Annotated in this window: 25 protein-coding genes; 1 reads left to right on the top strand and 24 read right to left on the bottom strand. The window is 45.3% G+C overall.

Annotated elements, in window-relative coordinates:
* The 11 genes from trpA to hisG all read right to left on the bottom strand — a co-directional run bounded on the left by trpA (window position 1) and on the right by hisG (window position 11289).
* Complete coding sequence (trpA, locus tag VM802_RS22060) at window positions 1-774, bottom strand: tryptophan synthase subunit alpha (protein WP_325534637.1); 774 nt, start codon at window positions 772-774, stop codon at window positions 1-3.
* An 8-nt stretch (window positions 775-782) separates the two neighbouring features.
* On the bottom strand, window positions 783-1991 hold the full coding sequence (trpB, locus tag VM802_RS22055; RefSeq protein WP_325534635.1) for a tryptophan synthase subunit beta: 1209 nt from the start codon (window positions 1989-1991) through the stop codon (window positions 783-785).
* Between the two features lie 6 nt (window positions 1992-1997).
* A complete protein-coding gene (locus VM802_RS22050; protein ID WP_325534633.1) occupies window positions 1998-2633 on the bottom strand; it encodes a phosphoribosylanthranilate isomerase in 636 nt (211 codons plus the stop codon).
* The gene (gene trpC / locus VM802_RS22045) at window positions 2633-3442 is read right to left on the bottom strand and encodes an indole-3-glycerol phosphate synthase TrpC (protein ID WP_325534631.1); all 810 of its coding nucleotides are present in this window, start codon (window positions 3440-3442) and stop codon (window positions 2633-2635) included. Before trpC ends, VM802_RS22050 begins: the two co-directional genes overlap by 1 nt.
* Before the next feature lies 1 nt (window position 3443).
* Window positions 3444-4436, bottom strand: coding sequence for an anthranilate phosphoribosyltransferase (gene trpD, locus VM802_RS22040; protein ID WP_325534629.1), 993 nt, complete (start codon window positions 4434-4436; stop codon window positions 3444-3446).
* 71 nt (window positions 4437-4507) lie between these two features.
* A complete protein-coding gene (locus VM802_RS22035) occupies window positions 4508-5077 on the bottom strand; it encodes an anthranilate synthase component II (protein WP_325534627.1) in 570 nt (189 codons plus the stop codon).
* A 1-nt stretch (window position 5078) separates the two neighbouring features.
* Window positions 5079-6488, bottom strand: a complete 1410-nt coding sequence (locus VM802_RS22030; RefSeq protein ID WP_325534625.1) for an anthranilate synthase component I family protein — start codon at window positions 6486-6488, stop codon at window positions 5079-5081.
* Between the two features lie 341 nt (window positions 6489-6829).
* On the bottom strand, window positions 6830-7966 hold the full coding sequence (gene hisB / locus VM802_RS22025; protein ID WP_325534622.1) for a bifunctional histidinol-phosphatase/imidazoleglycerol-phosphate dehydratase HisB: 1137 nt from the start codon (window positions 7964-7966) through the stop codon (window positions 6830-6832).
* A complete protein-coding gene (hisC, locus tag VM802_RS22020) occupies window positions 7963-9036 on the bottom strand; it encodes a histidinol-phosphate transaminase (RefSeq protein WP_325534620.1) in 1074 nt (357 codons plus the stop codon). The genes hisB and hisC overlap by 4 nt, the downstream gene beginning before the upstream one ends.
* Window positions 9037-9160: 124 nt before the next feature.
* On the bottom strand, window positions 9161-10423 hold the full coding sequence (gene hisD, locus VM802_RS22015; protein ID WP_325534618.1) for a histidinol dehydrogenase: 1263 nt from the start codon (window positions 10421-10423) through the stop codon (window positions 9161-9163).
* Between the two features lie 11 nt (window positions 10424-10434).
* Window positions 10435-11289, bottom strand: a complete 855-nt coding sequence (gene hisG, locus VM802_RS22010; RefSeq protein WP_325534616.1) for an ATP phosphoribosyltransferase — start codon at window positions 11287-11289, stop codon at window positions 10435-10437.
* Between the two features lie 395 nt (window positions 11290-11684).
* Between hisG and VM802_RS22005 the strand changes: the two genes are divergently transcribed.
* On the top strand, window positions 11685-12464 hold the full coding sequence (locus tag VM802_RS22005) for a heparin lyase I family protein (protein WP_325534614.1): 780 nt from the start codon (window positions 11685-11687) through the stop codon (window positions 12462-12464).
* Between the two features lie 36 nt (window positions 12465-12500).
* Here VM802_RS22005 and VM802_RS22000 read toward each other — a convergent pair whose 3' ends face one another.
* From VM802_RS22000 to VM802_RS21940, 13 genes are all read right to left on the bottom strand, one after another.
* Window positions 12501-12740, bottom strand: a complete 240-nt coding sequence (locus VM802_RS22000) for a hypothetical protein (protein ID WP_325534612.1) — start codon at window positions 12738-12740, stop codon at window positions 12501-12503.
* Between the two features lie 139 nt (window positions 12741-12879).
* Window positions 12880-13656 carry a DUF8832 domain-containing protein gene (locus tag VM802_RS21995; protein ID WP_325534610.1) on the bottom strand — a complete coding sequence of 259 codons (777 nt, stop codon included), beginning with the start codon at window positions 13654-13656 and terminating at the stop codon, window positions 12880-12882.
* A 91-nt stretch (window positions 13657-13747) separates the two neighbouring features.
* Entirely contained in the window at window positions 13748-14110 is a 363-nt protein-coding gene (locus VM802_RS21990) for an immunity 22 family protein (RefSeq protein WP_325534608.1), read from the bottom strand.
* A 76-nt stretch (window positions 14111-14186) separates the two neighbouring features.
* Complete coding sequence (locus VM802_RS21985) at window positions 14187-14714, bottom strand: hypothetical protein (protein ID WP_325534606.1); 528 nt, start codon at window positions 14712-14714, stop codon at window positions 14187-14189.
* 62 nt (window positions 14715-14776) lie between these two features.
* Window positions 14777-15295: a hypothetical protein gene (locus tag VM802_RS21980; protein WP_325534604.1), complete on the bottom strand. Its 519-nt coding sequence runs from the start codon at window positions 15293-15295 to the stop codon at window positions 14777-14779.
* 13 nt (window positions 15296-15308) lie between these two features.
* Window positions 15309-16415, bottom strand: a complete 1107-nt coding sequence (locus tag VM802_RS21975) for a hypothetical protein (protein ID WP_325534602.1) — start codon at window positions 16413-16415, stop codon at window positions 15309-15311.
* Window positions 16416-16556: 141 nt separating this feature from the next.
* Window positions 16557-17057 (bottom strand): ankyrin repeat domain-containing protein, encoded by a 501-nt coding sequence (locus tag VM802_RS21970; protein WP_325534600.1) that lies wholly within the window; start codon window positions 17055-17057, stop codon window positions 16557-16559.
* Window positions 17058-17157: 100 nt separating this feature from the next.
* A complete protein-coding gene (locus VM802_RS21965) occupies window positions 17158-17769 on the bottom strand; it encodes an Imm25 family immunity protein (RefSeq protein ID WP_325534598.1) in 612 nt (203 codons plus the stop codon).
* 269 nt (window positions 17770-18038) lie between these two features.
* Entirely contained in the window at window positions 18039-18914 is an 876-nt protein-coding gene (locus VM802_RS21960; protein WP_325534596.1) for a hypothetical protein, read from the bottom strand.
* A complete protein-coding gene (locus VM802_RS21955) occupies window positions 18911-19327 on the bottom strand; it encodes an Imm12 family immunity protein (protein ID WP_325534594.1) in 417 nt (138 codons plus the stop codon). The genes VM802_RS21960 and VM802_RS21955 overlap by 4 nt, the downstream gene beginning before the upstream one ends.
* Window positions 19328-19346: 19 nt before the next feature.
* Window positions 19347-23681, bottom strand: a complete 4335-nt coding sequence (locus VM802_RS21950; protein ID WP_325534592.1) for a DUF6531 domain-containing protein — start codon at window positions 23679-23681, stop codon at window positions 19347-19349.
* A gap of 32 nt (window positions 23682-23713) precedes the next feature.
* Window positions 23714-25090, bottom strand: coding sequence for a tetratricopeptide repeat protein (locus tag VM802_RS21945; RefSeq protein WP_325534590.1), 1377 nt, complete (start codon window positions 25088-25090; stop codon window positions 23714-23716).
* A gap of 19 nt (window positions 25091-25109) precedes the next feature.
* Window positions 25110-26915, bottom strand: coding sequence for a type VI secretion system Vgr family protein (locus VM802_RS21940; RefSeq protein ID WP_325534588.1), 1806 nt, complete (start codon window positions 26913-26915; stop codon window positions 25110-25112).
* Window positions 26916-26965 lie beyond the last annotated feature (50 nt).

Raw genomic sequence — 26965 nt, 5'->3', positions numbered from 1 at the left:
TCAGTTTTTTATAGCTGAAATAAATTTTTTCACATCAGCGTCAATATCGGTACTGTTCTCGATGGCCCGGATAAAAGCTGTTCCGATGATCGCCCCGTTGGTATATTTGCTGGCGGCCTCAAAGGTGGCTTTATCTTTAATCCCAAAACCTATCAGCACCGGGTTGCTCAGCTTCAGTTGCTGCAGCTTCTCAAAATAAGCTTGCTGGTTGCCCATGTCTTTATCCTTGCCTGTAGTAGAAGAAGAAGACACCGCATAGAGAAAACCTTTGCTGAGGCTGTCTATTTTGCGGATGCGTGCTTCACTTGTTTCCGGCGTTACCAGGAAGATCAGGTGAACATTATATTGCTCAAAGATAACTTTATAGTCCGATTCATACTCCGCCATCGGCAGATCAGGAATGATCACACCATCGATACCGGTTTCTGCACACTTCTTCACAAAGGCTTCCACACCGTATAAAAGCACCGGATTAAAGTAACCCATGAGTATAACGGGAACATCTATACGCTGTCTGAAGCCGTCCAGCTGTTCAAATAACTTACGGATGCTCATGCCATTCTGCAGGGCCTTGGTGCTGCTTTCCTGGATCACAGGACCATCGGCCAGCGGATCAGAAAAAGGCATACCCAGCTCTATCAGGTCTGCGCCGTGTGCTTGCAGGGCTGTCATCACAGGCAGTGTGTCTTCCAGCTTCGGAAAACCCGCTGTACAGTATATATTCAGAATACCATTCTTCTTGGTAGCAAAGAGTTGATCTATACGATTTTCCATACTTCCTTTTATTTATTCATGTGATGGATATAGGTATTCAGGTCTTTATCACCGCGGCCTGAAAGGCAAACCACCACTACATCATCGGGATTCAATGGCAGATCTTTCAGCTTGGCAAGCGCGTGTGCGGATTCCATTGCCGGGATGATGCCTTCCAGCTTACTTAGCTCGTAAGCAGCTTCCAGCGCTTCGTCATCTGTAGCATTGAGGAATTGCGCGCGGCCTGTTTCATACAGGTGAGCATGCATTGGCCCGATACCTGGATAATCCAACCCTGCGGAGATAGAGTGTGGCTCCACAATCTGTCCGTCCTCCGTTTGCATCAGCAGCGTTTTGCTGGCGTGAATGATACCTATTTTTCCCAATTGGGTGGATGCAGCCGAAAATCCGCTGTGAATTCCCTTTCCACCAGCTTCCACGGCCACCAGTTTTACGGCATCTTCATCCAGGTAGTGGAAGAAAGCCCCGGCCGCATTACTGCCGCCACCGATGCAGGCCACTACATAATCCGGATGCTCACTCCCGGTCTTTTCCAGCAGTTGCTTCCTGACTTCCTCACTGATCACCGACTGAAAACGGGACACCATATCCGGATAAGGATGCGGACCGGCGGCAGTACCGAGTATATAATGTGTGGTCACCGGGTTATTGATCCAGTCGCGAATTGCTTCGTTGGTAGCATCTTTCAACGTTTTGCTGCCGCTGGTGGCGGGTATTACGGTAGCGCCCAGCATCTTCATACGCGCCACGTTGGGCGCCTGCCTTTCAATGTCAATACTACCCATATACACCACGCATTCCATGCCCATCAGCGCACAAACAGTAGCCGTAGCTACACCGTGCTGACCTGCCCCCGTTTCTGCGATGATACGTTTCTTGCCCAGTCGCTGTGCCAGCAGGATCTGGCCGATAGTGTTATTGACCTTGTGCGCACCGGTATGGTTGAGATCCTCCCTTTTCAGGTAGATCTGCGCTTTATATTTTTCCGATAATCGCTTCGCCAGATAAAGCGGAGAAGGGCGGCCCACATAGTCGCGCAGCAAGGCCTCAAACTCCTGCTGGAAAGAAGGGTCGCTGAGTATTTCGAGATACCGGCGCTGCAACTCGTCTACGTTGGGATACAACATCTCCGGTATATATGCACCTCCAAACCTGCCATAGTAACCGTTCTTATCAACATGATACCTGGAGCTGCTGGTATTTATCGCAATGTCCATGACCGATTATTTTATAATTGTTGAGTGAATCTGTTTTACAAACTGTTGTACTTTCGGGATGTTCTTCACACCAGGACTGTCTTCAAAACGACTGTTAATATCCAGCGCAAACAAAGCCGGAATATCCAACACGCCCAATCCTCCCGCATGTTCCGGCGCAATGCCTCCGCTCAGCAGGAACGGATGATCAAATGGATAAGACGCCAGCAACTCCCAGTTGAAGCGCTCTCCGGTACCGCCATAGCCTTTTGCAGAAGCCGTGTCAAAGAGAAAATAATCCGTAACGGTGAGGTAAGGTGTTAACAACGTTGTCCAGTCAACATCATCACCTATCCGAAATGCTTTGATCACCGGTACCACTTTACGTATAGCAGCACAGAAGGCTGGTGTTTCGTCGCCATGCAGCTGCACCATATCCAGTGCATAATCAGCCACGGTGCGCTTCACCTGCTCTTCCGGAGCGTTTACAAATACCCCCACCTTGCTGATACCTGCCGTTTCACGTACAGTGCGGGCATCAATTTTACTGGCAGCAAAACGCGGGGATTTCTCGTAAAAAATAAAACCGGCATAATCCACCTTGTTATCCACCAGCGCCTGTAAGTCAGCAGCCCTGGTAATACCACAAACTTTAATACGCATCACTGATTTTGTTTTGCCTGAAGATCATGCAACTCCTGAACAAAATTTTCAAAAGCGCGTGCAGGATCTTCCTGTCTCATAAAATGTTCGCCTATCAGGAATCCCTGAAAACCGGCGGCTTTGAGGGTAATGATAGCATTAGGATCATTGATGCCGCTTTCTGCTACCTTCACCTTGTCTGCCGGAATCTTTGGTGCCAGCTCGCAGGAACGGTTGAAGTCCACTTTGAAAGTAGTAAGGTCACGATTGTTCACTCCCACAAGGTGTGTGTGTGCAGTCACTTTTTCCAGTTGTGATTCACTATGCACTTCAAGGAGTACTTCAAGACCAAGGTTATGTGCAAACGCCGCGAGATAGGCCACCTGCGCAGCATCCAGACATTCGGCAATCAGCAGTATCACATCAGCGCCAATCGCCTTCGCTTCAAGGATCTGGTATTCATCTATCACAAAATCTTTCCGCAGGATTGGTATCTGGTTAAAGCTGCGTGCCTGCTGTAAGTCATCAGTGCTGCCCCCGAAATACTTTTCATCTGTCAGTACCGAAAGTCCGGAAGCGCCATAGCGCGTATACGCAGTCGTTACCTGCTGTACGGTCACATCGCCGTTGATCAGTCCTTTAGAGGGAGAGCGGCGTTTGAACTCAGCGATAATACCGGTCTTATCAGCCTGTTGCAGGAAGCTGCGAAGCGATAACGGCTCACGGTCGAAGCCGGGCGACTGCCGCAACTCGTCCGCACTGCGTTGTTGCTTGCGGGCAGCTACTTCTATATGTTTGTGAGCAACAATTTCTGTCAGTATATTCTTCATATTACTGTAATTCTATCAGTTTCTTAAATGCCGTAAGTGCCTTGCCGGATTCCAGAGAATCTACCGCTGCATCAAATGCCTCATCATAGGTGGCGTACTTGCCAAGTGTATGAAGTCCCATCGCCGCGTTGGCCATCACTACGGAGTTCTGCGCCCAGGTGCCTTCTCCCTTCAGGATCTTCATAAATATTTTGGCTGCTTCTTCCACACTGTTGCCGCCGTAAATATCTTCCGGATGCACTTTGCGCTTACCCAGCTGCTCTGGTGTCATATTCTGCTCTCCGCTGTTGGTGATCACTTTGGTATCAGTTGTCAGCGAGATCTCATCATAACCATCCAGGCTGTGAACAATCACAAACTGTTTATCAGTCTGCTGAAAGAGATAGTTGTACACCCTCGCCATTTCCAGGCTGTAAACGCCGATCAGCTGATGCTTCGCAAAAGCGGGATTCACGAGCGGCCCAAGCATGTTAAAGAACGTGCGGATACCCAACTGACGACGGATGCCAGCCACATGGCGCAAGGCAGGATGAAACAGTGGCGCATGCAGGAAGCAGATGCCTGATTCTTCCAGCTCTGTTTTCAGTTTGGCTTCGTCGGCCTTGAACTTGTAACCTACCAGCTCCATGAGGTTAGAAGCCCCGCTGATAGAAGACACACCGTAGTTACCATGCTTGGCCACTTTACCTCCGGCGCCGGCCACCACAAAGCACGACAAGGTAGAAATATTAAAGGTATTTTTTGCATCTCCTCCGGTCCCCACGATGTCCAGTACATCGTAGCCGTTGAGATTCACCGGCACACATAGCTCCAGGAGCGCATCGCGGAAACCCAGCAACTCATCGATAGTGATGCTGCGCATGAGATATACTGTCATAAAGGCTGCCAGTTCACTTTCATTGAACATGCCTTTGGAGATGTTGAGCAGGATTTCTTTGGCCGCTTCGCGGCTGAATGTTTTATGTTCGAAGAGGTAATTTAAGATCTTCTTCATGACTATATTGACTTTATAGCTGTTAAGCAGTTAGCGAATGTTTTTACTGAGGATGATTAAAGCAGGGAATATTATAAGCTTAACCAATTCCTGAGTATCTGCTCGCCCTGCGGCGTGAGCACGCTTTCCGGGTGAAACTGCACACCGCTTACATCATACTTGTTATGTTGCAGCGCCATGATATACCCCTCTTCATCTTCTGCAGTTATCACTAACTCAGCAGGCAAGGTATTCTTATCTATCACCCATGAATGATAGCGGCCTACCTGTAACTCGCGCGGCATATTCTTAAAGAGCACGCCATCATCTGCCACTACCTTTGCATTGGTAGCTACCCCATGATAGACTTCTTTCAGGTTGATAAGTTCTGCCCCGAAAGCCTGTCCGATGGCCTGTAAGCCGAGACACACACCGAAGATGGATTTAGTGGCGGCATATTCTTTTATCAGCGGCAGCAGCAACCCTGCTTCCTCCGGAATACCCGGACCAGGAGATAAAATGATCTTATCGTAGTCGTTCACTTTCTCTAAAGGAATTTCATCATTGCGGACTACGGTCACTTTGCCGTTGATGATCTTCTCAGTGAGATGAACAAGGTTATATGTAAAGGAGTCGTAATTATCGAAAACCAGGATGTTCATACTATATAGTTTGTGCCAGGATGATGGCTTGTTTGATAGCATTGAGTTTATTGCGTACTTCATCGAGCTCGCTGGCAGCCACAGATTTGGCCACAATACCGGCGCCTGCCTGGTAGTACAGTGTATTCATTTTACTCAGCACGGAGCGGATCATGATGGCGTGGTTAAAGCTGCCATCAAAACCAACAGCACCGATACAACCGCCGTAGAATCCGCGGGCCGTAGGCTCGTACTGATCAATAAGCTGCATAGCGCGGTACTTCGGTGCACCGGATAATGTTCCCGCAGGGAATATATCTGCCAGCAGTTTAAATGGATTCATAGCCGTATCTACCTGGCCAATCACTTCACTTACCAGATGTATAACATGCGAATAGTAATGTACTTCGCGGTAAGTGGCTACTTCCACATGGGTAGCATTCCTGCTGAGATCATTACGGGCCAGATCCACGAGCATCACATGTTCTGCGTTCTCTTTCGGGTCCTGGAGCAGCTTTTCAGCTAATTCTTTGTCCTGCTGATCATCTCCGGTGCGGCGTACAGTACCTGCGATAGGATGCACGATAGCCTTACCATTCTTCACAATCAGCTGTGACTCAGGTGAAGAACCCATTAATTTGTAATCGCCGTAATCGAAGAAGAAGAGATAAGGAGAGGGGTTGATGGAGCGGAGTGCACGGTAAACATTGAATTCGTCGCCGGCATAGGGTTGTTCGAATGCTCTGGAAAGTACTACCTGGAAAACGTCGCCGCGGAAACAGTGTTGCTTTCCTTTCTCCACCAGCTGCATGTACTCACTGTCCGTCATGTTGCTCGTTTCATCACCGATGGCCCTGAAAGGATAGCTGGGCGAGTCTTTGTGGCGTATCAGTGATTCTATCAGTTCAAACTCGCTGTCAATGCCTTCTATCTGATTTTCACAGAGATATAGTTCGTCTTTAAAGTGGTTGATGGCAATCACGTATTGATAGTAACGGTAACGCATCAACGGAATGGTATTGCCGTTTTTCTTGTCTTTATTGAACTCAATTGTCTCAAAAAACTGAACGGCATCAAAGGTGGTATATCCGAAGAGGCTCTGCATGGCCGGAACCGGCGGCTGGCCTGTAAAAGAGAAGCTACCGAGGAACTTCCCCAGTTCTTCGGGAACACTTTGTTTGCTTGTAATGGGTTTCTTTTCAACAGGCAGATTGGGGTATTTAAATTCAAAACCTGTAGTGGAGGTAACCTCAATTCCTGCAATAGGCTTTACACAGATAAAGGAATAACTGTTCTCGCTGGCGCGGGAGTCGGTACTTTCCAGGAGGATGGAGCCCGGAAATTTATCGCGCAACCGCAGGTAGACGCCTACCGGCGTGAAGATGTCCGCCAGCATCTGTTTGGATCTTGTTTTTACTTGAATGGTACGCATGATATCAGGGTGAAAGTGGTTTTGTGATTAAAAAGGGAAGGTCTAAAAAGCCGGAAGGCCCGCTGTGTAACAGCGAGCCTTCCAATTATATTTCATACGAAACATGGCACTGTAACACAGATCAGGAATTGATTCCGTGCCACCACCAATGTTTATTTGTAATGATATTCTTCATAGCGAGACAAAATTGAAACAATTTTTCAAGAAAAACAAGTTATTTGTGAATTTATTTATTTCGCTATTTAGTTATTTTAAATGCAGCGGAGATCAATTTGTATAAACAATTATTAATCTCCGCTGCATTTAAAATAACTAAATAGCGAAATAAATAAATCCCAAAATCACAATACTCCCTTCGTACTTGGCAGCTGCATCTTATCCGTATTACGTCTTACGGCCATTTTAATAGCTTTCGCAAACACTTTAAAGATAGCCTCTATCTTATGGTGCTCATTCTCTCCTTCCGCTTTGATATTCAGGTTAGCTCTCGCCCCGTCCGTGAAGGATTTGAAGAAATGAAAGAACATTTCAGTGGGCATCTCCCCTATCTTCTCCCGCTTGAACACTGCATCCCACACCAGCCAGTTACGGCCGCCGAAATCAATGGCCGCCTGTGCCAGACAATCGTCCATAGGGAGGCAGAAGCCGTAGCGCTCAATACCTCGCTTATCGCCCAGCGCCTTTGCAATGGCTTCTCCCAGCGCAATGCCGGTATCTTCTATCGTGTGGTGCTCATCTATATGCAGATCCCCCTTGGCGGTAATAGCCAGGTCTATAGAGCCGTGACGGGCTATCTGGTCCAGCATGTGGTCAAAGAAACCCAGCCCCGTGCTGATGCTGGCCTTACCGGTTCCATCCAGGTTAAGAGAAATGGATATATCCGTTTCGTTGGTTTTCCGTGTATGCGTTACCGTTCTAAGGCCCAGCTTCAGAAACTCGTAAATACGGCCCCAGTCTGTGGTTTCGAGAGCCACCACTGATTGGAGCGCCGCTGCATCGTCTTTTACTTCAGCATTCCCCAGGCCGCTGCCTTCGTTGATCCAGATAGCTTTTGCACCCAGGTTCTTGGCCAGCTGCACATCTGTAATGCGGTCGCCGATAACAAAGGAATTGGCCAGATCATATTCATCTGAAAAATACTTCGTCAGCATACCTGTTCCCGGCTTACGCGTAGGAGCATTATCTGCCGGAAAGGATTTATCAATAAATACTTCATCAAACTTCACACCTTCATTTTCAAACGCGCGGATGATCATATGCTGCGCAGGCCAGAAAGTATTCTCAGGGAAAGACGCCGTACCCAGGCCATCCTGGTTTGTCACCATCACCAGCTCGTAGTCCAGCTCAGCAGCAATGCGGGTCATGTTCAAAAATACCTTCGGATAAAATTCCACCTTCTCCAGGCTATCAATCTGGTAAGTGGGCGGCACTTCTCTGATAAGCGTACCATCGCGGTCTATAAAGAGCACTCGTTTCATGCGGATACAGGTGTTTCAGTTTTCAGGTTGTAAGATTTCAGCGCTTCCAGCAGTTGCTGATTTTCGTCAGGAGTACCAACAGTTATACGCAGACAGTTCAGGCATAGCTCTACCTTTGAGCGGTCACGCACCACAATGCCTTTGGCGGTAAGATAACTGTAGATGTCCTTGGCGTCGGTTGTTTTCACCAGCACGAAGTTGGCATCGCTGGGATATACTTCCAGTACTACTGGTAATTGTTCAAGGCCGGCAGAGAGCAGGTCGCGTTCAATCACGATCTCACGTATCCATTCATTCACGCGGCTTACGTTCTCCAGAGCCTGCAATGCCAGCTCCTGTGTAGCCTGTCCGATATTATACGGCGGTTTCACTTTATTGAACACGTTGATGATGTCTTCGCCCGCAAATGCCATTCCCACGCGTAATGCAGCTAGTCCCCACGCTTTGGAGAGCGTTTGCAGCACCACAAGGTTGGGATATTCTGTAAGCTCCTGTATGAAAGACTTCTGGCGGGAGAAGTTAATATAGGCTTCATCTATCACTACGATGCCATCGAAATTATTCAGCAACAACTCAATATCAGAGCGATGAATGGAGTTGCCGGTAGGATTATTAGGAGAGCAGATAAATATGAGCTTGGTATTTTCGTCTATGGCCTGTTGCAACCCTTCAATATCCAGCTGAAAATCCGCTGTCAGGCTTACCTTACGGATGATCACATCATTGATGTGCGCACTCACTTCATACATGCCGTAGGTAGGCGGACAAAGTACCACATTATCTCTTCCGGGCTGGCAGAACGCACGGAAAAGCACGTCTATCGCTTCATCACTGCCATTACCGATAAAGATATTCTGCGGCGGTACACCCTTTACGTCAGCGAGCTTGTACTTCAGCTGCCACTGCATCGGATCGGGATAGCGATTGTAATTCACCGGCAGCGGCGATCCGAAACTGTTTTCATTCGCATCCAGGAAGATGGACGCTTCTCCTTTAAACTCATCCCTGGCAGAAGAATACGGAACGAGTCTTTTTATATTTTCTCTCAACAGAGATTCGAGATTAAACATTCGTAATATTCTTTATTTAGTTACTTCTTTATTTTCTTATTGTATTTCCGGAGAGACAGTATTAGTAATGTTTTCAGATGAACATCCTTTAAACTAATAACTAAATAACCAAATACTTACATAATTAAATATTCAGTCTTATGCTCACTGCATTCTTATGTGCATCCAACCCTTCTGCGGCGGCCATAGCTTCAATAACAGCGCCTATCTGTTGCAGTCCCTCTGGCGAGATCTGCTGAAAAGTAATCTTTTTTACGAAGCTATCCAATGATACGCCGCTGTATGCTCTCGCATAGCCGTTCGTAGGCAGGGTATGATTAGTACCTGACGCGTAATCGCCGGCACTTTCAGGCGTGTAGTTACCCAGGAAAACGGAGCCGGCATCGGTTACATGATCCGCCACATTCTCAGGATTCCTGCATGCCAGGATAAGATGTTCAGGCGCATAGGCATTGAGCAGATCTACAGCGGTGGTCATATCTTCCACCAGTATCATACGGCTGTTTTCCAATGCGGCTGTAGCTATGCCTTTGCGGGGAAGTTGCTCCAGCTGGTCATTCAAAGCGGCTTCCACATCTTTGATGACCTGCTCGCTGGTACTGACGAGCACGACCTGACTATCTGGTCCGTGTTCAGCCTGTGAGAGCAGATCTGCTGCCACAAAAGCAGGTACACAACTGTCATCCGCCAGCACGGCTACTTCCGAAGGCCCGGCAGGCATGTCTATCGCCACACCGCTTTTATTAACCAGCTGCTTCGCGCAGGTTACGTATTGGTTGCCGGGGCCGAAGATCTTGTATACCTGCGGCACCGTTTCTGTACCATAAGCCATCGCGCCAATGGCCTGTACCCCTCCAATGGTGAACACTTTCTCAATACCAACCAGGCCGGCAGTATACAATATGGCAGGGTGCAATGAGGGTGTACACAGCACGATCTCCTTGCAGCCCGCTATCATGGCCGGTATGCCCAGCATCAGGATAGTAGAGAACAACGGGGCGGAACCACCGGGAATATACAGTCCTACCTTCTGTATAGCCACAGCCTTGCGCCAGCAATGTACGCCGGGCATCGTTTCTATAATACGGGAAGGTTCCTGTTGCGCTTTGTGGAAGGTGGTTATATTCCTGGCTGCCTGCTGGATAGCTGCCTTCAGTGCAGGTTCCAGCTCATCGGCTGCTTTTGCAATAACTGCGGGCGATACCTGCAGCTCCTCCAGCGTCACTTTATCAAACTCCTGTGCATACCTGCGCACGGCTTTGTCGCCGTTGATGCGCACATCCTGTAAGATGTCGCCCACTTTCTGCTCCAGCGCGGAAGTGTCCATCACAGGACGTTGCAACAGTGTATTCCAGGAAGCCCTGTCGGGAAATTTCGTTATCTGCATCTTACATGAGTTTAGATCACCATTTTTTCGATAGGCACTACCAGGATGCCCTGCGCACCAGCGGCTTTCAGGCTTTCGATGATATCCCAGAAATCATTTTCATTCAGTACGGAGTGTACGGAACTCCAGCCCTCTTCTGCCAGTGGCAGTACGGTAGGACTTTTCATGCCCGGCAGCAGCTTGATGATCTCGCTGAGCTTTTCATTCGGCGCATTCAGCAACACATATTTGTTGTTCTTGGCTTTCTTCACGGCCTGAATACGGAACAGGAGCTTGTCCAGCAGTTGCTGCTGCTGCGGTTGCAGGTTATGACAGGCTGCCAATACAGCTTCCGACTTCAGCACTGTTTCCACTTCTTTGAGGCCATTCATGAATAAGGTGGAGCCGCTGCTGACAAGGTCGCAGATGGCATCTGCGAGGCCAATACCAGGCGCTATTTCCACGGAGCCGCTGATCTCGTGGATCTCAGCGGTAATGTTATTACGTTGCAGGAAATCAGCTACGATCACCGGATAACTGGTAGCAATGCGCGTTTTGTTGAGATCCTTGATGGAGGCATATTCCAGCGATTTTGGAACAGCCATTGACAACCGGCATTTGCCGAAGCCCAGTTTCTCTACAATATTCACCTGTTTCTTCTTCTCCAATACAACATTTTCACCCACAATCCCGATGTCAGCCACACCATCTTCGATGTACTGCGGAATATCGTCGTCGCGCAGGAAAAATACTTCCAGTGGAAAGTTGCTGGCTTCTGTCTTCAGCTTGTTGACACCATTATTGATGTCGATGCCGCATTCTTTCAGCAGTTTGATAGAATCATCGTGCAGGCGGCCTGATTTCTGGATGGCGATTTTAAGTTTCATTGCGGGTAAAATAAAAAAGGGGCTTACCGTTGTGGTAAGCCCCTTTGATGATCTAATATGGTAATTATACACATTATCATCCCAGCCTACCGCTCCGGTAAGAAATGATGGTGATGATGGATATGTATGTTGATAATCATAATGTCGGGTACAAAAATAGTAAGTAAATCCGGAAATCAAAGGCTTTTTTCAATTTCTTAACATTAAGTCACAACTTTATCAGCAATCCATACTCCCGCTTCAGGGCCAGCAACACTTCAGAACACTGCTGTCTTGCCGCGGACGAAGATCCTACAATGATAAGATAATATCGTATCTGCATCAGGGCCGCCATTTGTTTAAATTTAATAATAACCCTGCATTTCATCACCCTTTATAAAAATCCACGAACGTCTATGAAAACACACAATGCAATCTCCGGCTTGCTCCTCGCCGGCATCCTGACACTCACCAGCTGCCTCAAACAAGACACCGACCTTGCCGCACAACCACAGCCCTCCGCTGACCGCAGTAATAACAGTACCCCGGCAGTAGAATCACTGCTATGGAACGGCGACGCATCGCTGGGTTCCTCCAACGTATGGAAAGTGAGAAACATTGAAGGCGAAGGTACCATCAATACCCCTACTGATCCTGCTTATGGCAAGGTGTGGGAGTTCTATAAACCAGCCGGCAGCCACCGCACGGAAGGACACGGCGCCAAAGGCTTCCAGGCCGTAGAAGGCAGCAACATATATCTGGGGTGGCGCTCCAAACTGGTAATGCCGCAGGGGCTCACCACTAACGCCGTGTTTCAGTGGAAAGCATATGGCAGCAACATGCAGCAAAACTTCCCGATCGTGATAAAAACCATCGGCGGAAAGCTGCGCCTGTTCCACTTCGCACCGGGAAAGATCGGTACCGAGCTTTGGAATACAACATTAGTCACCAATAGCTGGAATAGTTATGTCATGCGGATCAGGGTATCGAAAGATTCCACCCAGGGCTATATAGAGTTCTGGTACAATGGCGTACAGCAAACGCTGAGCAATGGCTCCACCCGTTATTATGCACGTACGCTGGATGCAGATTACTGCGATCCAAAGTGGGGAATATATGGCGGCGACAGTGAAGACCTTACCAACTACGTAGGCGCATTAAAGATAGCTTCTTCTTATGCAGAAGCTGCGCCCTGATCATCTTTCAGGCGTCTCTTATATAAAGGAGGCGCCTTATTTCAGATGGAGGTTCAGCGGTGAGTACCAATCGGTGATCATGTCCATAACGTCTTCCAGTATGGCTATTTCTGCATCTTTGTCTTTGTTCTGCAAATCTTGCTGGAGCGAAAGAAAAATATTGTAGATCTGGTGCCTGTCCAGACCTTTCTCATTGAGGGAGAGCGCCAGGTCTTTGAGGGCTTCTATAGGTCTGGGAGAAAAGAGCGCTTTTTCCACCTCTTCTTTGTACTGCATTGGTTTTGGCTTTAATCATGAAAAATAATTGGGTTAAAAGGACTACCAATTTACGAATTATTACGGCGGGAATGATTGCAGTTGATAGGAAAGAGAGGTTTTAGCCTTTAGCAGTTAAAGGCTAAAACCTAACCCGCGTTTAATGATGGTGATGATGTGCGTGTGCATCTGCATGCTCATGATGGCTTGTACCTTGCTTTACATCCAGGGTGAAGTCGGCTGTGTGCAGGTGGTCGCCTACCTGGAACTGTACCCACATGCGATAAATGTCCGGCTTACTGAATAACGTGTGGCCAACCACCGGGTAGTCTGTGCCCGCTTCCGGGTGTATGTGCAGGAAGTCTTTGTCTGTTTTGCTCACCAGGATCATGTGCGCCACTGCGCCGAGATACGGTGTTATATCTGCTGCTGTCACGGCTTTATTATCTCTCTCAATCCGGATAGGAATAAGGCTGTGCGCTCCTGAAAGGAAAGGTAATGTTGCTTCAATACTAACCCTGAATCCGTCGGCGACAGAGACTAAAGTTTCTGTTGTATCTTCAACTGGTTTCCCGGTGTTGCCACCTTTTACCTGTACAGGAATTTTATCTACAATCGGTGCATGCCCTACAGGTTGATAGTCTGCTACAAGGAGATAATCACCACCAACCGGGAAGGTAAGCGTAACATTATAAGTACCATCCGGCTGTAGTTCGGGGTGAAGGTGTTGAAACAGCCGAAGATCTTCACTTAAGACGATCAGGTGAAAAGCTGATTCATGCTGCACTGCCAGTGGCACGATAGCAAAGGGCTCATGATGATTTACCGGTTTAAAAGAGAGTTGAACATTTTCTCCGCTTGTAAGGGAAGAAGATCCGGTTAAGAGATGCATGCTAATAGCGACATTCGATGTATCGGTTGTTGTATGTGTGTTCATAAGGCGTTTTTTAATATGATGCAACAAAGTTAGTTGCAGCGCAGCCCGTGAACATTACACTATTCGGGAGAATTGTTATATGATTTTATTCTCATCCTTCCTCGTACTCATAGTCATACACACCTACGAAGAATGTCCTGCCTGCACGTTCCACTTCTCCGGGATATGCAAAACTATAAATAGCGATGATGGTATTGATACCGGATACATCTTTTGGAAGCAGATGCAGAAAACTTTCCGCATAAGAGAGTGGCTCTGCCAGTGTATACAGGTCTGTAAGCGTATCTTCGCAATACGCCTCCTGAAAATCTTCATCATAATGCCCTATCCCATAATCAGAACGGAAGGGTGACACCGACAGCTCATCATTATCATTATACACGAAATCCAGGTAGCTCTCCAGCTCTTCCTGCGAACTGAATTTACCTGCCCATATGGAGACTTTGTTTTTCATACTCTTCTCCGTTTCATTAATCAGAATTGACCCAATGTGATAACTTTATTGCCCATTTTCCATCTTTCAGTACCAATTAAAAATACTTATAGGGATACAACTCGTAGAATTCTAAATCGACGGTTTTTAATATTTCTTTGAACGCTGCTTCCAAATCCTCCATACTACCATCTCCTCCATCTTCTATTTCATCCAACTGTTTTTCTAATTGTTGTACTAATAACGCTGCCTGAACAAATCTTGCAAAATCAATATGAAAATCCAGAAACGCATCCATACCTGCGTAATCACCCTTATTATGAGCATAGTACAAAACAGAGGATGTCTCCCTATCCAGAAACCATTCATCCCCCTGGCCTGACTGTCCGAACATCCAGGCTTTTGAATACAGATCAGGATAGTTCTTTTCCACATAACGATTTTCATTCAATGCCTCTTCGTATCCCAAAAGCTGAATATCTGCAGTAATCACAATCTCCTGATAATTGGATATGAAAGATAGATAAGTAGGATCTTTCACCGGAATTTTATCCGTATTCTTAATTATGTTCTCCCTGTTTTCAAAGGAGTCAAACAAATTGTTAACATCCGTTTTATCAAACATAGTTTATTAGTTCATTCGGCTATAAGATCACCTGTCTCGCTTTTGATGAGCACTATACGTTGTTATTCATAATATTTCTTCACTCCAATGCCTATGGTCCCAAAAAACTTGGATTTCTCCAGGTCTTCATCATAGTTATCTTTTGCCTGCTCGTATTCTCCCGTTTTTCTCAGTTCTTCAATGGACGCCAGCATTGTTTCTTCAGTCAGGTCACGCCAAATGCCAACAGATATTTGGGGAAAGGCATAGGAATATGGAGCTTCACTATCATCCACCTCGTTACCCCCTCTTACGGTTAATAAATCCACCAACTCCTGTGCCGGTAATTTAAACGGATCAATATCATAGATAACTACCTCAGCCCTTTCACAATTAGGGCCATATATCATTTCAATGAATTCCAGCTTTCCTTTCTTGTCAAAATCAATCCTGAACTCAAATTGATCATAAAACAGCTTCCGGCCTTCGTCCTTTGTTGATTCGCCCAGAATACTTTTCACTTCCTGAATTGTCTGTTTGAAATTAATTTCACCCGCTCCTTCAATCTTTGCGCCAACTAATGGCATCAACTCTATTTTCATAAACTGTTTAGTCTTAATAAGTAATGGCAGTAGCCTCATCAAAATCAGAAACAACGGCATCCATATCTGCGAGAGGTGTCATTAAATTTGTGACAGTGTCTTCAAGAGGTAGTTGCAGTACAATACTTCCGGCGTCTTTCTCCGAAACGACCAACTTGTCCACAAGAGACACCTCTCCGCTTACAGAGGAACATATTATCCTGGATTTTGACTCAACATTCACCAGGGATACAGAGGTGGATGTATTACATGGGAACGACGCTGTAATTCTTCCTGAACTTCCTTCTATTTGTTTAATGCTTCCATCAAAATAGGGAACATACATTAAATCATTCTTACCCAGGATAATATCACAGTTCAATGAAATTCCATGAACATTCCCCCACGGTTCGGGCATATCTGCGCCGTTGTCATCTTCGTATTCATGAATAAGATCCAATGACGGATATTCGGTTACCTGGTAAGAAAACGGTGGATATCCCCCTGTAATGTATATAAAATTACCCACGGCATTAAACTGAAAAGAACCGGGAGCAAAAAGCGTATTAATATACTTTGTGTACAGCCGTGGAACATCACTACTCCAATCATATAACTTAATCACTCCACTATCTTCTGTATCAGTCACTAAAAGCGCAAAAACGTCCCCACCGGGATGTATACAAATCTGTCTTGCAAATATTTCACATAGCGCATTTATATCCTTCTTTGCTTCCAGTTTGTCAAGACTAAAAAAATCCAGTCTGTTTGTACCAATATTTGCGGCGATAATCAGATTTCTCTTCTCAAATATGCCTACACATGAATAACCGCTCAGACTTGAATCCAGTGAATTCGGAACAACCGAACCTACCCTGTTTAACACCGTTTGGTTATTGTAATCCCATTCAATAATCTCTGAATTCAACCCACTAAAAAGAATTGAATTCTTGTTCTTATTGAACTGCGCATCAGTTATAATAAATCCGAGATCGAAATGATACCATATATCAAGCCGTGTTTCTTTAATTTTTAATATTATAAACTCCTGTGAATTATCGAATAGAACCAACAGCAGGCTTTCATCATGGCTGATGACAGATTTTAATATCCTTTTACCAAGTTCTGTCTTATGTATCATACTTGACATTATTCTATTCGCTAACAAGCTTTAACTTTCTTTAAACACAAGTTCATCGACTCATCTATTTCCACCTGATATCTATCCCTTTAGCGGCTCCACTTTCGTAATTTTACTAAACATCCCTTAAATTCAATTTACCTATCGTGGGAAAAACTTGTCTGCATCATAATTTTCAATGCTCTTAGCCAGCTTTATAGGACTTATTCCTGCATCATTCTTTTGATTCACATCCGCCCCACTCTCAATTAGTCTCTTGATCAGGAAACCATCTCCACGATACCACATAACAGCTGCCCATAACACAGAATTACCATTTGCATCCGTTGAATTAATATCAGCCCCTTCTTTTATCAGATAGTCAGCTATTTCTTTTAATGTTAAAGTTACAGCAAGATTCAGAGGACTCCTCTTATACGGACCTTCTGTTTGCTTAGCATTAATATCAAGCCCCTTACTTAATATCAGATCTATTACTGCCTTGTAATCTAATTTAAGATGTCCTGACTCCTTGATATAATAATGTAAAATATTATTACCAAACTTATCAGTTTCGTTGATATTATAGCAATCCAGTGCTTCCTTCAATGCTTTAAAATCTGATTTAAGTAACACTAATTTCAGTGATTCAATATTATGCATAATTTATTTTTTGATCATTTCTCTCCAAGACTCATTCTTATCGTCAATAACCGGTTCCCTCCCTTTTAGTTCACAAACTGATCAAAAAATTAGCTTGGCATTATAATGAATATAAATAGCATAATTCCCATATTTTCTCTATTGTTGCTTTATCTCCAAGTTTCTTAAAGAAGGAAGACATCTCTTCTGGTACATCTTTTAATAAAGATGGAATAATTTCTTCAAGCTCTTTTTTACTTGACAAGGTTTTCTTCTTTTCCCCGAACTTATCTGCTAATAACTGAAAAGAAGGAAGCATGTAATTTGTATAAACTTCGTAACGGATATTTCTGAATGAAGGATTTTTCAATTCTTCTTTAGCTGATACTACCAATTTAGAGGCGCATCCCCCTTCAAGCAAGTTGATAATTTTCTTCTCACAGCTTATAAAAAATGTCTCATCTAATTTTTGGGTATACCCAATCCGTATATTTATGTTTGCTGATAAATTCACCAAACCGTCATCTGGCCGATTCAGAGGTCCAATCCAAAAATCTGTTTGCAACGATCCATCGTGTTTGAAAACACGTGCAATTACGTAGCAATAAAAAATATCTTCTATATTTTTGGATAGAATCACAACATTATCATACCACAATTTTTTGGGGAGTTTAAACTCATACTTTTCAATTAGGTTGTTAAACTCTTTTACTACACTATGAAATTCAGGCATTTTTTCATCCGTTAGTGATAGCTATACGTTTTACCATGGGAATGTGCTTTCCCATTTTTTCAAGAAAATATTTCATAAATGCTGGTATAAACTCTATTTTCATAAAATACTTTCCCCATCGCATAATCCGGAGAGGTTATTTCAAACTCTCCGGATATAAGGAGAAATTCTTCTTTTCTGTTCGCAGTGTATTCCTTTATACTTCCAATAGCAACTCTATCTTCAGCAGAAATCAGTCCCCAATTAGAAATAATAATTTACTATCTTGCCTACTTTCTCTCTTTCAGCATTTCATTAAGTGCCTCTTTAGTATGAGAATATTGCTTCTTATTCGGATAAAAAGAAATCTCACTGACTTTAGGTAATTTCAGTAAAGGTTCCAGATTTCCATCTGCAGTGTTGAGAAATCCCAGATGCTCTACTTCTAATAGCTTTTCTACACCATTCCAGGAATTTATCTTATCGATAAATAGTGATTGGATCTTGCCAAATAAGCCATACGGCAGGTTATCTGTCAATTTTTTACATTTTTCAATGCTGACACCTTTGATTGAATTGCTCAATAACAGGTCCTCAACGTCAGAAAGTTTATTCAAGCCATATAACTTTACTTCACTCAAAGCTGGCAGGTCTTTCAATCCTGATAGAGCATTAACACTTCCCCATGTAATTTCCAGGTTAGTAACTTTATTACAACCTATCAGAAACTCACAATCTTCAGTATTAACATGCCAGATCTTCAAAAATTCCAAATTAGTCAACCTGCTCAATCTGCTTTTCTCTGTATGATGATTCTTTGAATAATGCGTATATAGATACCTCAACTTCTTAAACACTGAGTGTTCCAAAGGGAATTGATCATAGCTAAAATAAGCCAGGCTAACGAGTTGGGACAAAGAATAAATCCCTTCAATATTTGACTCCTTACTAAGCGGTATTGCTATCTCTAAGGATTTGACAAATGGTACTTTAACCAGTAAGTCTAAATTTATAGTCTGTTCATCAGCTTCGCCACCATTCCAAATAAAAACCGATTCTATTTTATTTTTTACGGCATGCTCTATCCCTTCCCTCAATTGCTTAACGGGAATCCAAATACGATTAATCTCCAATAAAATATCTTTATCAACTTTAAAATCAATCATAGTTGCTTATCTATAGCAGCTTCCATTGCATTCTCAAATAATCTGGCGTCAAAGTCAAGTTTCTTTTTTTTTGACAAATCTTCAATGGTTTTAACAGACTGCTTCAATAAATTCCTTAAAATGTCCTGCGCCTCTCGTGCTTTTATCTTTTCAGATAGATTTGCAAGACTTAAATCAAGCCTTACTTCCTTTTTTTGCTTTAAATATATAGGATTCAAAACACCCATTTCATCGTAATAATGTGCAACCTCACCATTAACGAAAATAAAGTACTGAATTGTTGAAATATCATTACCAGGAACTATAGGTTCAAATTCATCGTTTAAACTTTTCCTGAATGCTATAATAGTAGGATGAAACAGATCATCAATCTCAGTGGTTCCTCCAAGTCTACCATTTAATACTATTTTCATTTATCTGTTTTTTTAAAAATTAATGATGCCCCGCCTTTTTAGCAACAGCCTCAGCATCGCTGCTTAGAGCTTCTCCTTTTTTTGCTCCAGCCCAGCTTTCATGGTTTAATGGACCCGGCCTTTTTTCAGCCAATTCCCTTTCAAGATCTAACATATCAGATCTATTCCCTTTTTTGTATGGCCGGACATCCCAACCCTCAGGTATAGAATTTCCATATCTATTATGAGGGCTCTTCACCTCATTCGTAATTCCCCATTTTTGGAAAGTTCCTTTATCATCAAACAATCCATATAAAACCGCCGGTTGCGTTGAGTTTCGAGAATTACCATGTATACTGGGTTTCGGTTTGGGCTTAGGCCCTGGTTTCTTCCCAAACTGACCATTCTTTCGCCTATAAGGACTTAATCCAAATTGATCAATCTCTTCGTTAGGGTCTATCACATAATTATACAGTGCAAAACCTCCATCCAGCCCTATTGGGTCCTGACTAATATACATTCCCTCCTCGGTCGAATAATAACGAAAACGGTTATACGCCAAACCCGTTTCTATATCTTCATACTGCCCTTGATAAAGATAGCTACAAAACGTTTTATCTCCATGTATCTTGCGCACTTTTCCATAACAGTCCAGCTCTCTTTCCCATACCTTGTTGCCTGATGCATCGAAGGCATGAGTGGGCGTGCCGAGGTGATCAGCGATAATACTATATTGAGCACTATCTTCCAACTTTGCACAGGGCACAAAACTCCCTTCTTCAAATACCCAGGTGACCAGGTTTTCCACTGGTTCTTCCTGTTGTTGCAGATCTCCATCTTCCGTAGATTGCACATGCGGTGGATAGTCACCATTATATCTCCACTCATGCAACGGTACATTACCATCCCATACCCAACGGGTCACCTGTTGCTGGCGCTTATTCACTTTGGCAATGCGACGCCCCAACGGATCATAACTGAAGACGATCTCTGTGTTAGTAGGCGTGAGTACGCTATGTAACAAGCCGTTGGCTTTCCATTCGTATATCCATCCGGTACGGCTCCCTTTTGATTCTATCTTTCTCGTTTTGAGATATACCCGCCTGTCAACAGCGGAGGCACTGTTGTTATGTTTAAATTCTTTGAAGATAAGATTACCTTCCCCATCATAGTAATAGTAATAAGAAGGGCATTCCAACAAACGCCCGCCTTTACCATATTTGCGGTCAGTGCGATTAGGATTATTGAAAAGGTTACCCAGCTTATCCGGTGCGCGATAAATGGTTTCCGCTGCACTACCATCCTGCTTGGCGTAGGTAGCGCTCACCAGGTTGTCAAATTCATCATAGGAGAACTGTGCCTGTGTGCCGCTGATCTCATTCACAATACGGCGTAACTGTGATGCACGTCCCCACTCATAGCGGGTACGACTCTGCTCTACATTATGCACACCGATAGTCTGTCGTTCTACTCTGCCGAGCTTGTCGCGTTGTGTTTGCACCGTAACCCCACCGGTTAGCTCACGTTGCAGCTCCAAACCGTCGGTATTACGTTGCCACTGCGCCTGCCAGGAAACTGCTTCCCCCTGAGCAGCCTGCATCTTTTCCAGGAAGCCAGCTGCATTGTGTTCCAATGTGATAGCAGCTCCCAGGTTACTGCCAATAAAAGTGCTATCACCCAATTTATTGTACTGGCGCGTTACTTCATAAGCGCCCTGCACTTCTCTTATTACACGGCCACAGAAATCCCGTTCTATAGTAACAGCGCCGTCTTCATTGAAGGCGCCGGTGAGTAATCCATCTTTGTTATAGCCATACGCAGCAATGCTGCCATCGTTATGTTCTTCACGAACAGTGCGGCCTACGCCGTCATAATCGTAGGTAGTCCATTGATCATTGGGACGGAGTATCTTGCGTACGCGGCCTGCTTCATCACGTTGGTATTCACGGTGCAATCCATCAAAGCCCCATTCGTGAATAATGTTTCCCTTGGCATCCAGCTCAAAGCGGTACAGCTCTCCACCTTCGTTGGCGATACTGCGTAACTGCAACTCTGCATCGTAGTTGAATCTTACACTAATACCGTTCTGGCTACGACCGGTAAGCATACCTAGTGGCCCATAAGTGAAAGATACTTCGCGGTGGCCATCTTCAGCTTTGATCATATTATCCGAGGCATCATACTTAAACCCATGTACACTGCCATCAGCCTCTTCCAGATGGATCATATTACCGGCGGCATCATAAGCATATTCGTACCAGTAACCACGATCAGTTATTTCCTTTGTAAGACGGCCAAGGTCATCATACTTCCAAAAGTAGTGACCACCTTCCGGTGTAATAAGGTCCGAGAGGTTATATTGTTCATCATAATGTAACGTGAAAGCACGGCCGCTACTGTGGATAATACGGTGTAGGTGCATACCTTCATATTCATAGTGTAGCACGTTGCCGTCAACCAGTGTCTTGCTTTCCAGCAAACCATCTTCATTATACGACCAACTCAGTCGCATGCCACCAGGGCTTTTCACACCCGTAAGCCTGCTGTCTTTATCATAAAAGTACAGCGTGGCCTCCCCATTTTCATTGATGTGTTTAGTGAGTTGTCCCTGTTCATCAAAGAAGTTCTTGATGGTATTACCAATGGGGTCCACCACTACTTCCAGCTCCTGGTGCTCATTGTAAGTCTGTAAAGTAATACCTCCCTTACCATCAATGATTTTGTATATCAGCTTGCTGTCGTCGTAGTAATATTCCGTAGTATGTCCCAGGCTGTTGGTGGTGATAGTCTTGCCTTCTTCATAGCGGGCCTGATAGGCCAGCACACCGCCATCGCCCCAGGTACGCACACAGCGGGCATTATCTCCTTTGCCTTCGTATTCCCAGTAGAAACTCATGCCGCTCTGGTTAGTGAGTTTCACCAGCAGATGGCCCTTATAATGGAAATACTTGCTTACACCTAACGCATTGGTAGTGCTGATCATGTTGCCGTCATCATCATAGGCATACTGTACCAGTTTGATAACCTCAGCACCATTACGTGTATGTATACACGTAATTCTTCCATACTTATCCGTATCTACCGTTAACCTCCTGTTACCACTATCAATGATCTCTTCAAGATAGCCGGTACCGTTATACTTAAAGGTAATCCTGAAGCCTGATTTATCACGGATCTCCGCCAGCGGGTGACTATCATCCGGAGCGCGTTTGCCGGAGAATCGGTATTCATTACCCGCAATTTCTTCCAGGTAATACTCCTTCCCGTCATTATGCCACCACAACTGTTCTACCCTGTTAAAATAACGTTCTCCCGGAGCCAGCGCCGGCATAACGGTTTCACGGCCATCACGTAAACGGATGCTGAAGAAACCATTACCCAGATCATACACGCTCATATTATAGCTGTGATGCCAGTTATAACCCAATGACCCAGGTACTTCTGCATCACTATAGTAATTTCTTTCCCAGACGAATGAAATAGGTCCCGGCAGCTCAAAGTCAATGTTATTGGCTATCACTCTGCCGGTAGCTGCATCTACAGGCTCACCAAACATCTTACATTTCATCTTTTGTAAAATCTCCGCCAGCCTGGGAAAGCGGCTCTTTATCTTATCGATGAATTTCTGCATGATCTTCCCTGCCAGCTTGGTCACTCCTTTCAATCCCAATTTAAACATCAGCTGAAACAGATCTATGGTTGGCGGGCCGCCCACCAATACCGGCTTTCCGGCAGACGTCATCACCAGCAACACAGAGGTAGGCGCCATCAGCGCCATCTTGGTTTTGGGCTTGCTAAGACGGAAAGGCGCCGGTATACCCACCAGGTTACACGACAATGCCGGGTGAAACTGCGTAGAAAAAGGCCCGCCATCCCCCAGCACGGTAGAACTGCCCATCCACATTTCAGATGAAGCCATCGGCTTCACAATAGGGAAAGGCAAATGCGTAATAATAGCAGGTAAATGCTGAATGGTAGCACCAGCGTTGGCAATCCACTGATTATGCACCTTCACAGAAGGGCTCAACATATGTACCAGCATCTTGGCCGTGTTGGCCAGTGAAAATGGTTGGGGCGGCGGTTCCTGACCTTCCTCCACTTCCGGCGGCGGAGGCGGAGGAGGCACCACGCTGGCAATAGCGCCCATAATAGCCCCGATAATATCGAATATCATCCCTATATGCGGAACCGGCAGCAGCGGCGCCGGTGGGAAAACAGTATCATGAAAATCAATGCCGATACCTAAGTCGAAATACTTGGCGGCAGGCATACCAGGGAAAGACGGTAATATGCTTGCCATGCTTTTCTGGATATGATCCAGCTGGTTTTTCTTTTCCGCAAACAATGCTCCGAAGCCTTTATTCTCAGTAGCCATGTTTATTGAATTTAGTTCCTATGGAACGTGGATCAGTTAAACTCAAAAAGTGAGGGCTTGCGCCTGATAATCGCTTTCTCCATATTCTCCTCCTGCAACAGATCCTGCCAGTCGTCTCCTAATAATTCATGTATCCGTTCCCGTAGTATATCCATATCGTCGCTACCGCCCCTTATCTTCTCTCCTATATGCATAGCCAGGCAGGCCGCATGCAGGAAAGTGGACTGCCTTCTTACAGACAGCTCCATATAGCTGCCGCCTTCTATAGCCAGCAACAATGATTCAAAGGCAGTATTCATCTGTCCCATCTCATAGTACAAATGTCCGCTAAGGCGATAGCCTTCCATAATCATAAAGGCATCCGCCCTGTTGGCCGCTTCTTCCGCCAGCGTTTCATAGATCTCTACTGCCTGCTTGCGTTTCTTCTTACCTACCAGGATAGCGGCTTTTATCATCATACAGGATTTCCAGGTGGGATATCCCGCAGGATCATTGGCTTTCATCGCCAGCTCAGACTTCGCAATGGCTTTCTCAGCGTAACGAAGACTTCTGTCTGACTCCTTAATCATGAAATATGCCTGCGAAGCAATCATCAGCCCTGCAATAGCGGCGGAGGTGCCGCCCATTTTTTTACTGAGCGATAACAACGTACTGATCTCCGTATCCATCACAGAAACATCCTGCTGCAATGTACACTCCATCACTTTTCTTACCTGCTTGCGAAAGCGCGCATCAACGTTAATAGTATCTGCACTGCCACCGCCTTTGTCCATCTCATTATTGATGGCTGCCACCATTTCCAGCTTCGGCTGAAGCACAGCCACTTTGCTTTGCAGCAACTGCGGAGGCAGCACTACTTTAGGATTGGTAACTATATCAATGGTAACAAGACGGATGCCTTCCGGCACGCCTTTCTTCAGGATGGAAGTAAACCAGGGACCCGGTTCCGGCATATCAGGCCGTACCGGCGGGAAGTAAATACAGAAATGTAGCTTCTCCATAACCTTCACACACGACCTGAAACGGAGCAGTTCTCTCCAGATGCTGTCTATGCACGGGCGCAGACTGAGATTAGGTGTATATTCCTCTTTCAGGAAACCGTCTTTCTTCAGTGCGCCGTAAATATCATATTCTGAACGTTCTACCGGCTCAAACCAGGATACGTACTCATTCCAGAGCGCCTTTTCATAAGCTTCCGTATCTTCCGTGAATGGCGTATCGAAGCGAAAGAAAATATCTTCAAACACACCCACAGCGGTGCGTTCTATCTCAATAAATTTGTCGATGATATCCACATCGGCAAACTGTACTGACCATATGGCCAGCTGCCAGTGGCGTTTTCTATCAATGGCAGCCCATTCATTCCTTATTTTATAGAATTCCTGGGCAATAGATGGCGAGGTTGTCATAAGCCTTGATTACTGGGGATCACGAATTTATCTTTACAAGGCCGCCGGAGACAGTTACATCCCCTGTTCCATTCATACCGATGGTGCCTCCGTCAATATTGGTAGATGTTCCGCCTGAGATCTTGGTAGTGTTGGTACCATTGGCAGAGAAAGCCTTTGAAGTCAGATCCAGCGTTTCCCCTCCGTTTACCAACGTCTTTTTGGAGGTCAGTGCGGCATCTTCTTTTCCTAACATGACAAGCGATTTTGCCATGACGCCTCCATCTTTTGAGGCAGAAACGGAAAATGTTTCGGAAGAGATATTGACCTCTTTGGAAGTAATATCAATTTTTGTTTTGGAAGAGATAGAGATATTATCCTTTCCATCCATTTTGATACTGCTGCCGCTCTTATCGGAGATGGTGATGCTGCCGTCGCTGTCATCCATGAGTATGGTGATACCGCTGCGGGTTTTAATCACTTTCTTGTCGTTCCCGGCTGTACCGAAGCCAGCTTTGGCTTCACCGTTATAAGTAGTTCCGAGTACAAAAGGCAACTCAGGATTACCGCCTTCAAAATCAACAATCACTTCTTCTCCTTTTTCAGGGATCATATATACCCCCTTGTTACCGCCGCCATGTGGTGATACAAGCCGCATCCACGGTGTAGTACCTTGCTGCTGCCACCTGAAGCGGGCCTTCACACGGCCCAGATCCTTAGGATCATTGTTGTCTACCACCACAGCGCTCTGCGCTTCTGAGAAAGGAATCTTGCCCAGGTGTGCCTGTGGTGCTGCACCTTCGGCAGGAACGCCCTGGAAATCGTTATAGTAATCACCATTACCGGTTACATGATGGGTAAGTCCCCAGATCATGAATTTGCCATGATCATCATGTGAATAAACACTTTCTTTTATAGATACATGATCACCTACACGAAGCGCTGTATGCTTACTGCTGCCTGAGAGCTGCACCATATCCCCCATACGTCCTTTTTTCTGGCGGCGGAGCAAGGTGTCGAGTTCTGACTTGGCATTGCTGGTGAAAGGATGTAACATTTTGTACTGCGAAGGCTTGCTGAACATTTTCTCACTGATGCCTTCCACATGTTGGGTATAATCATTCACCTTCCCGGCCGACTGCGATGTGGTGGAATCTTCTACAGCCTTATTATTTCTGTAGTCAAACCCATGCATTTGCTGGTTGTTCGGTTGCACCTTCATTTCTATATCGAAGCTCATCATATCCACGAGGTGCACCAGTGAGGCTTCTTTAGGTTGATAATTACCGAAGATCACCTGCTGTCCGTTGTAGAAGAACCATTCGCCGAAGCGCTGGGACATGCGTTGCAGGAAATCGAACGTAGATTCCTTGTATTGCACAACATACTTCTGCGGGCCTTTCGTGAGCGGGTCTACGGAAGACTTTGAAATATACGGGCCGCCGGCCTTCAGACTGGCGTTGACGATAGCAGACAGGTCCTGGTTCTCAAAGCTTTGGATATGCAAATCATTATCCAGCAGGATTGTTGGACTATAACCACGTATAATGCAGAAACCGTGTGTACCGTCACTTTCCTTACCGGCGCTCACAGACATTACCACGCCGTTGAAGATCAACGGATCATAATGCTGTATGGACTCAAAAGGCTGAATAGTAATATTCACTTCCTTTCCAAGGAATGACTTGGATGCGGCAACAACGCTGGAGCCGGATTGCTGTAACCAGTCGTTGCCAATCTTCAGCTCAAAAAAGTGATGCTGATCCAGCTGCTGTACAAGCATCAGAGAATGAAACTGGTTAAACTGCTTGCCGGCAATAGATATGGAGGTGGTAGTATGTAACATACATGGCGTTTTTCTTGGTCTTTAAATTTTTCAATTAGTATATGGTATAT

Source organism: Chitinophaga sp. (assembly GCF_035538455.1).
Lineage (GTDB): Bacteria > Bacteroidota > Bacteroidia > Chitinophagales > Chitinophagaceae > Chitinophaga.
This window is presented reverse-complemented; position numbering and strand designations above follow the sequence as displayed.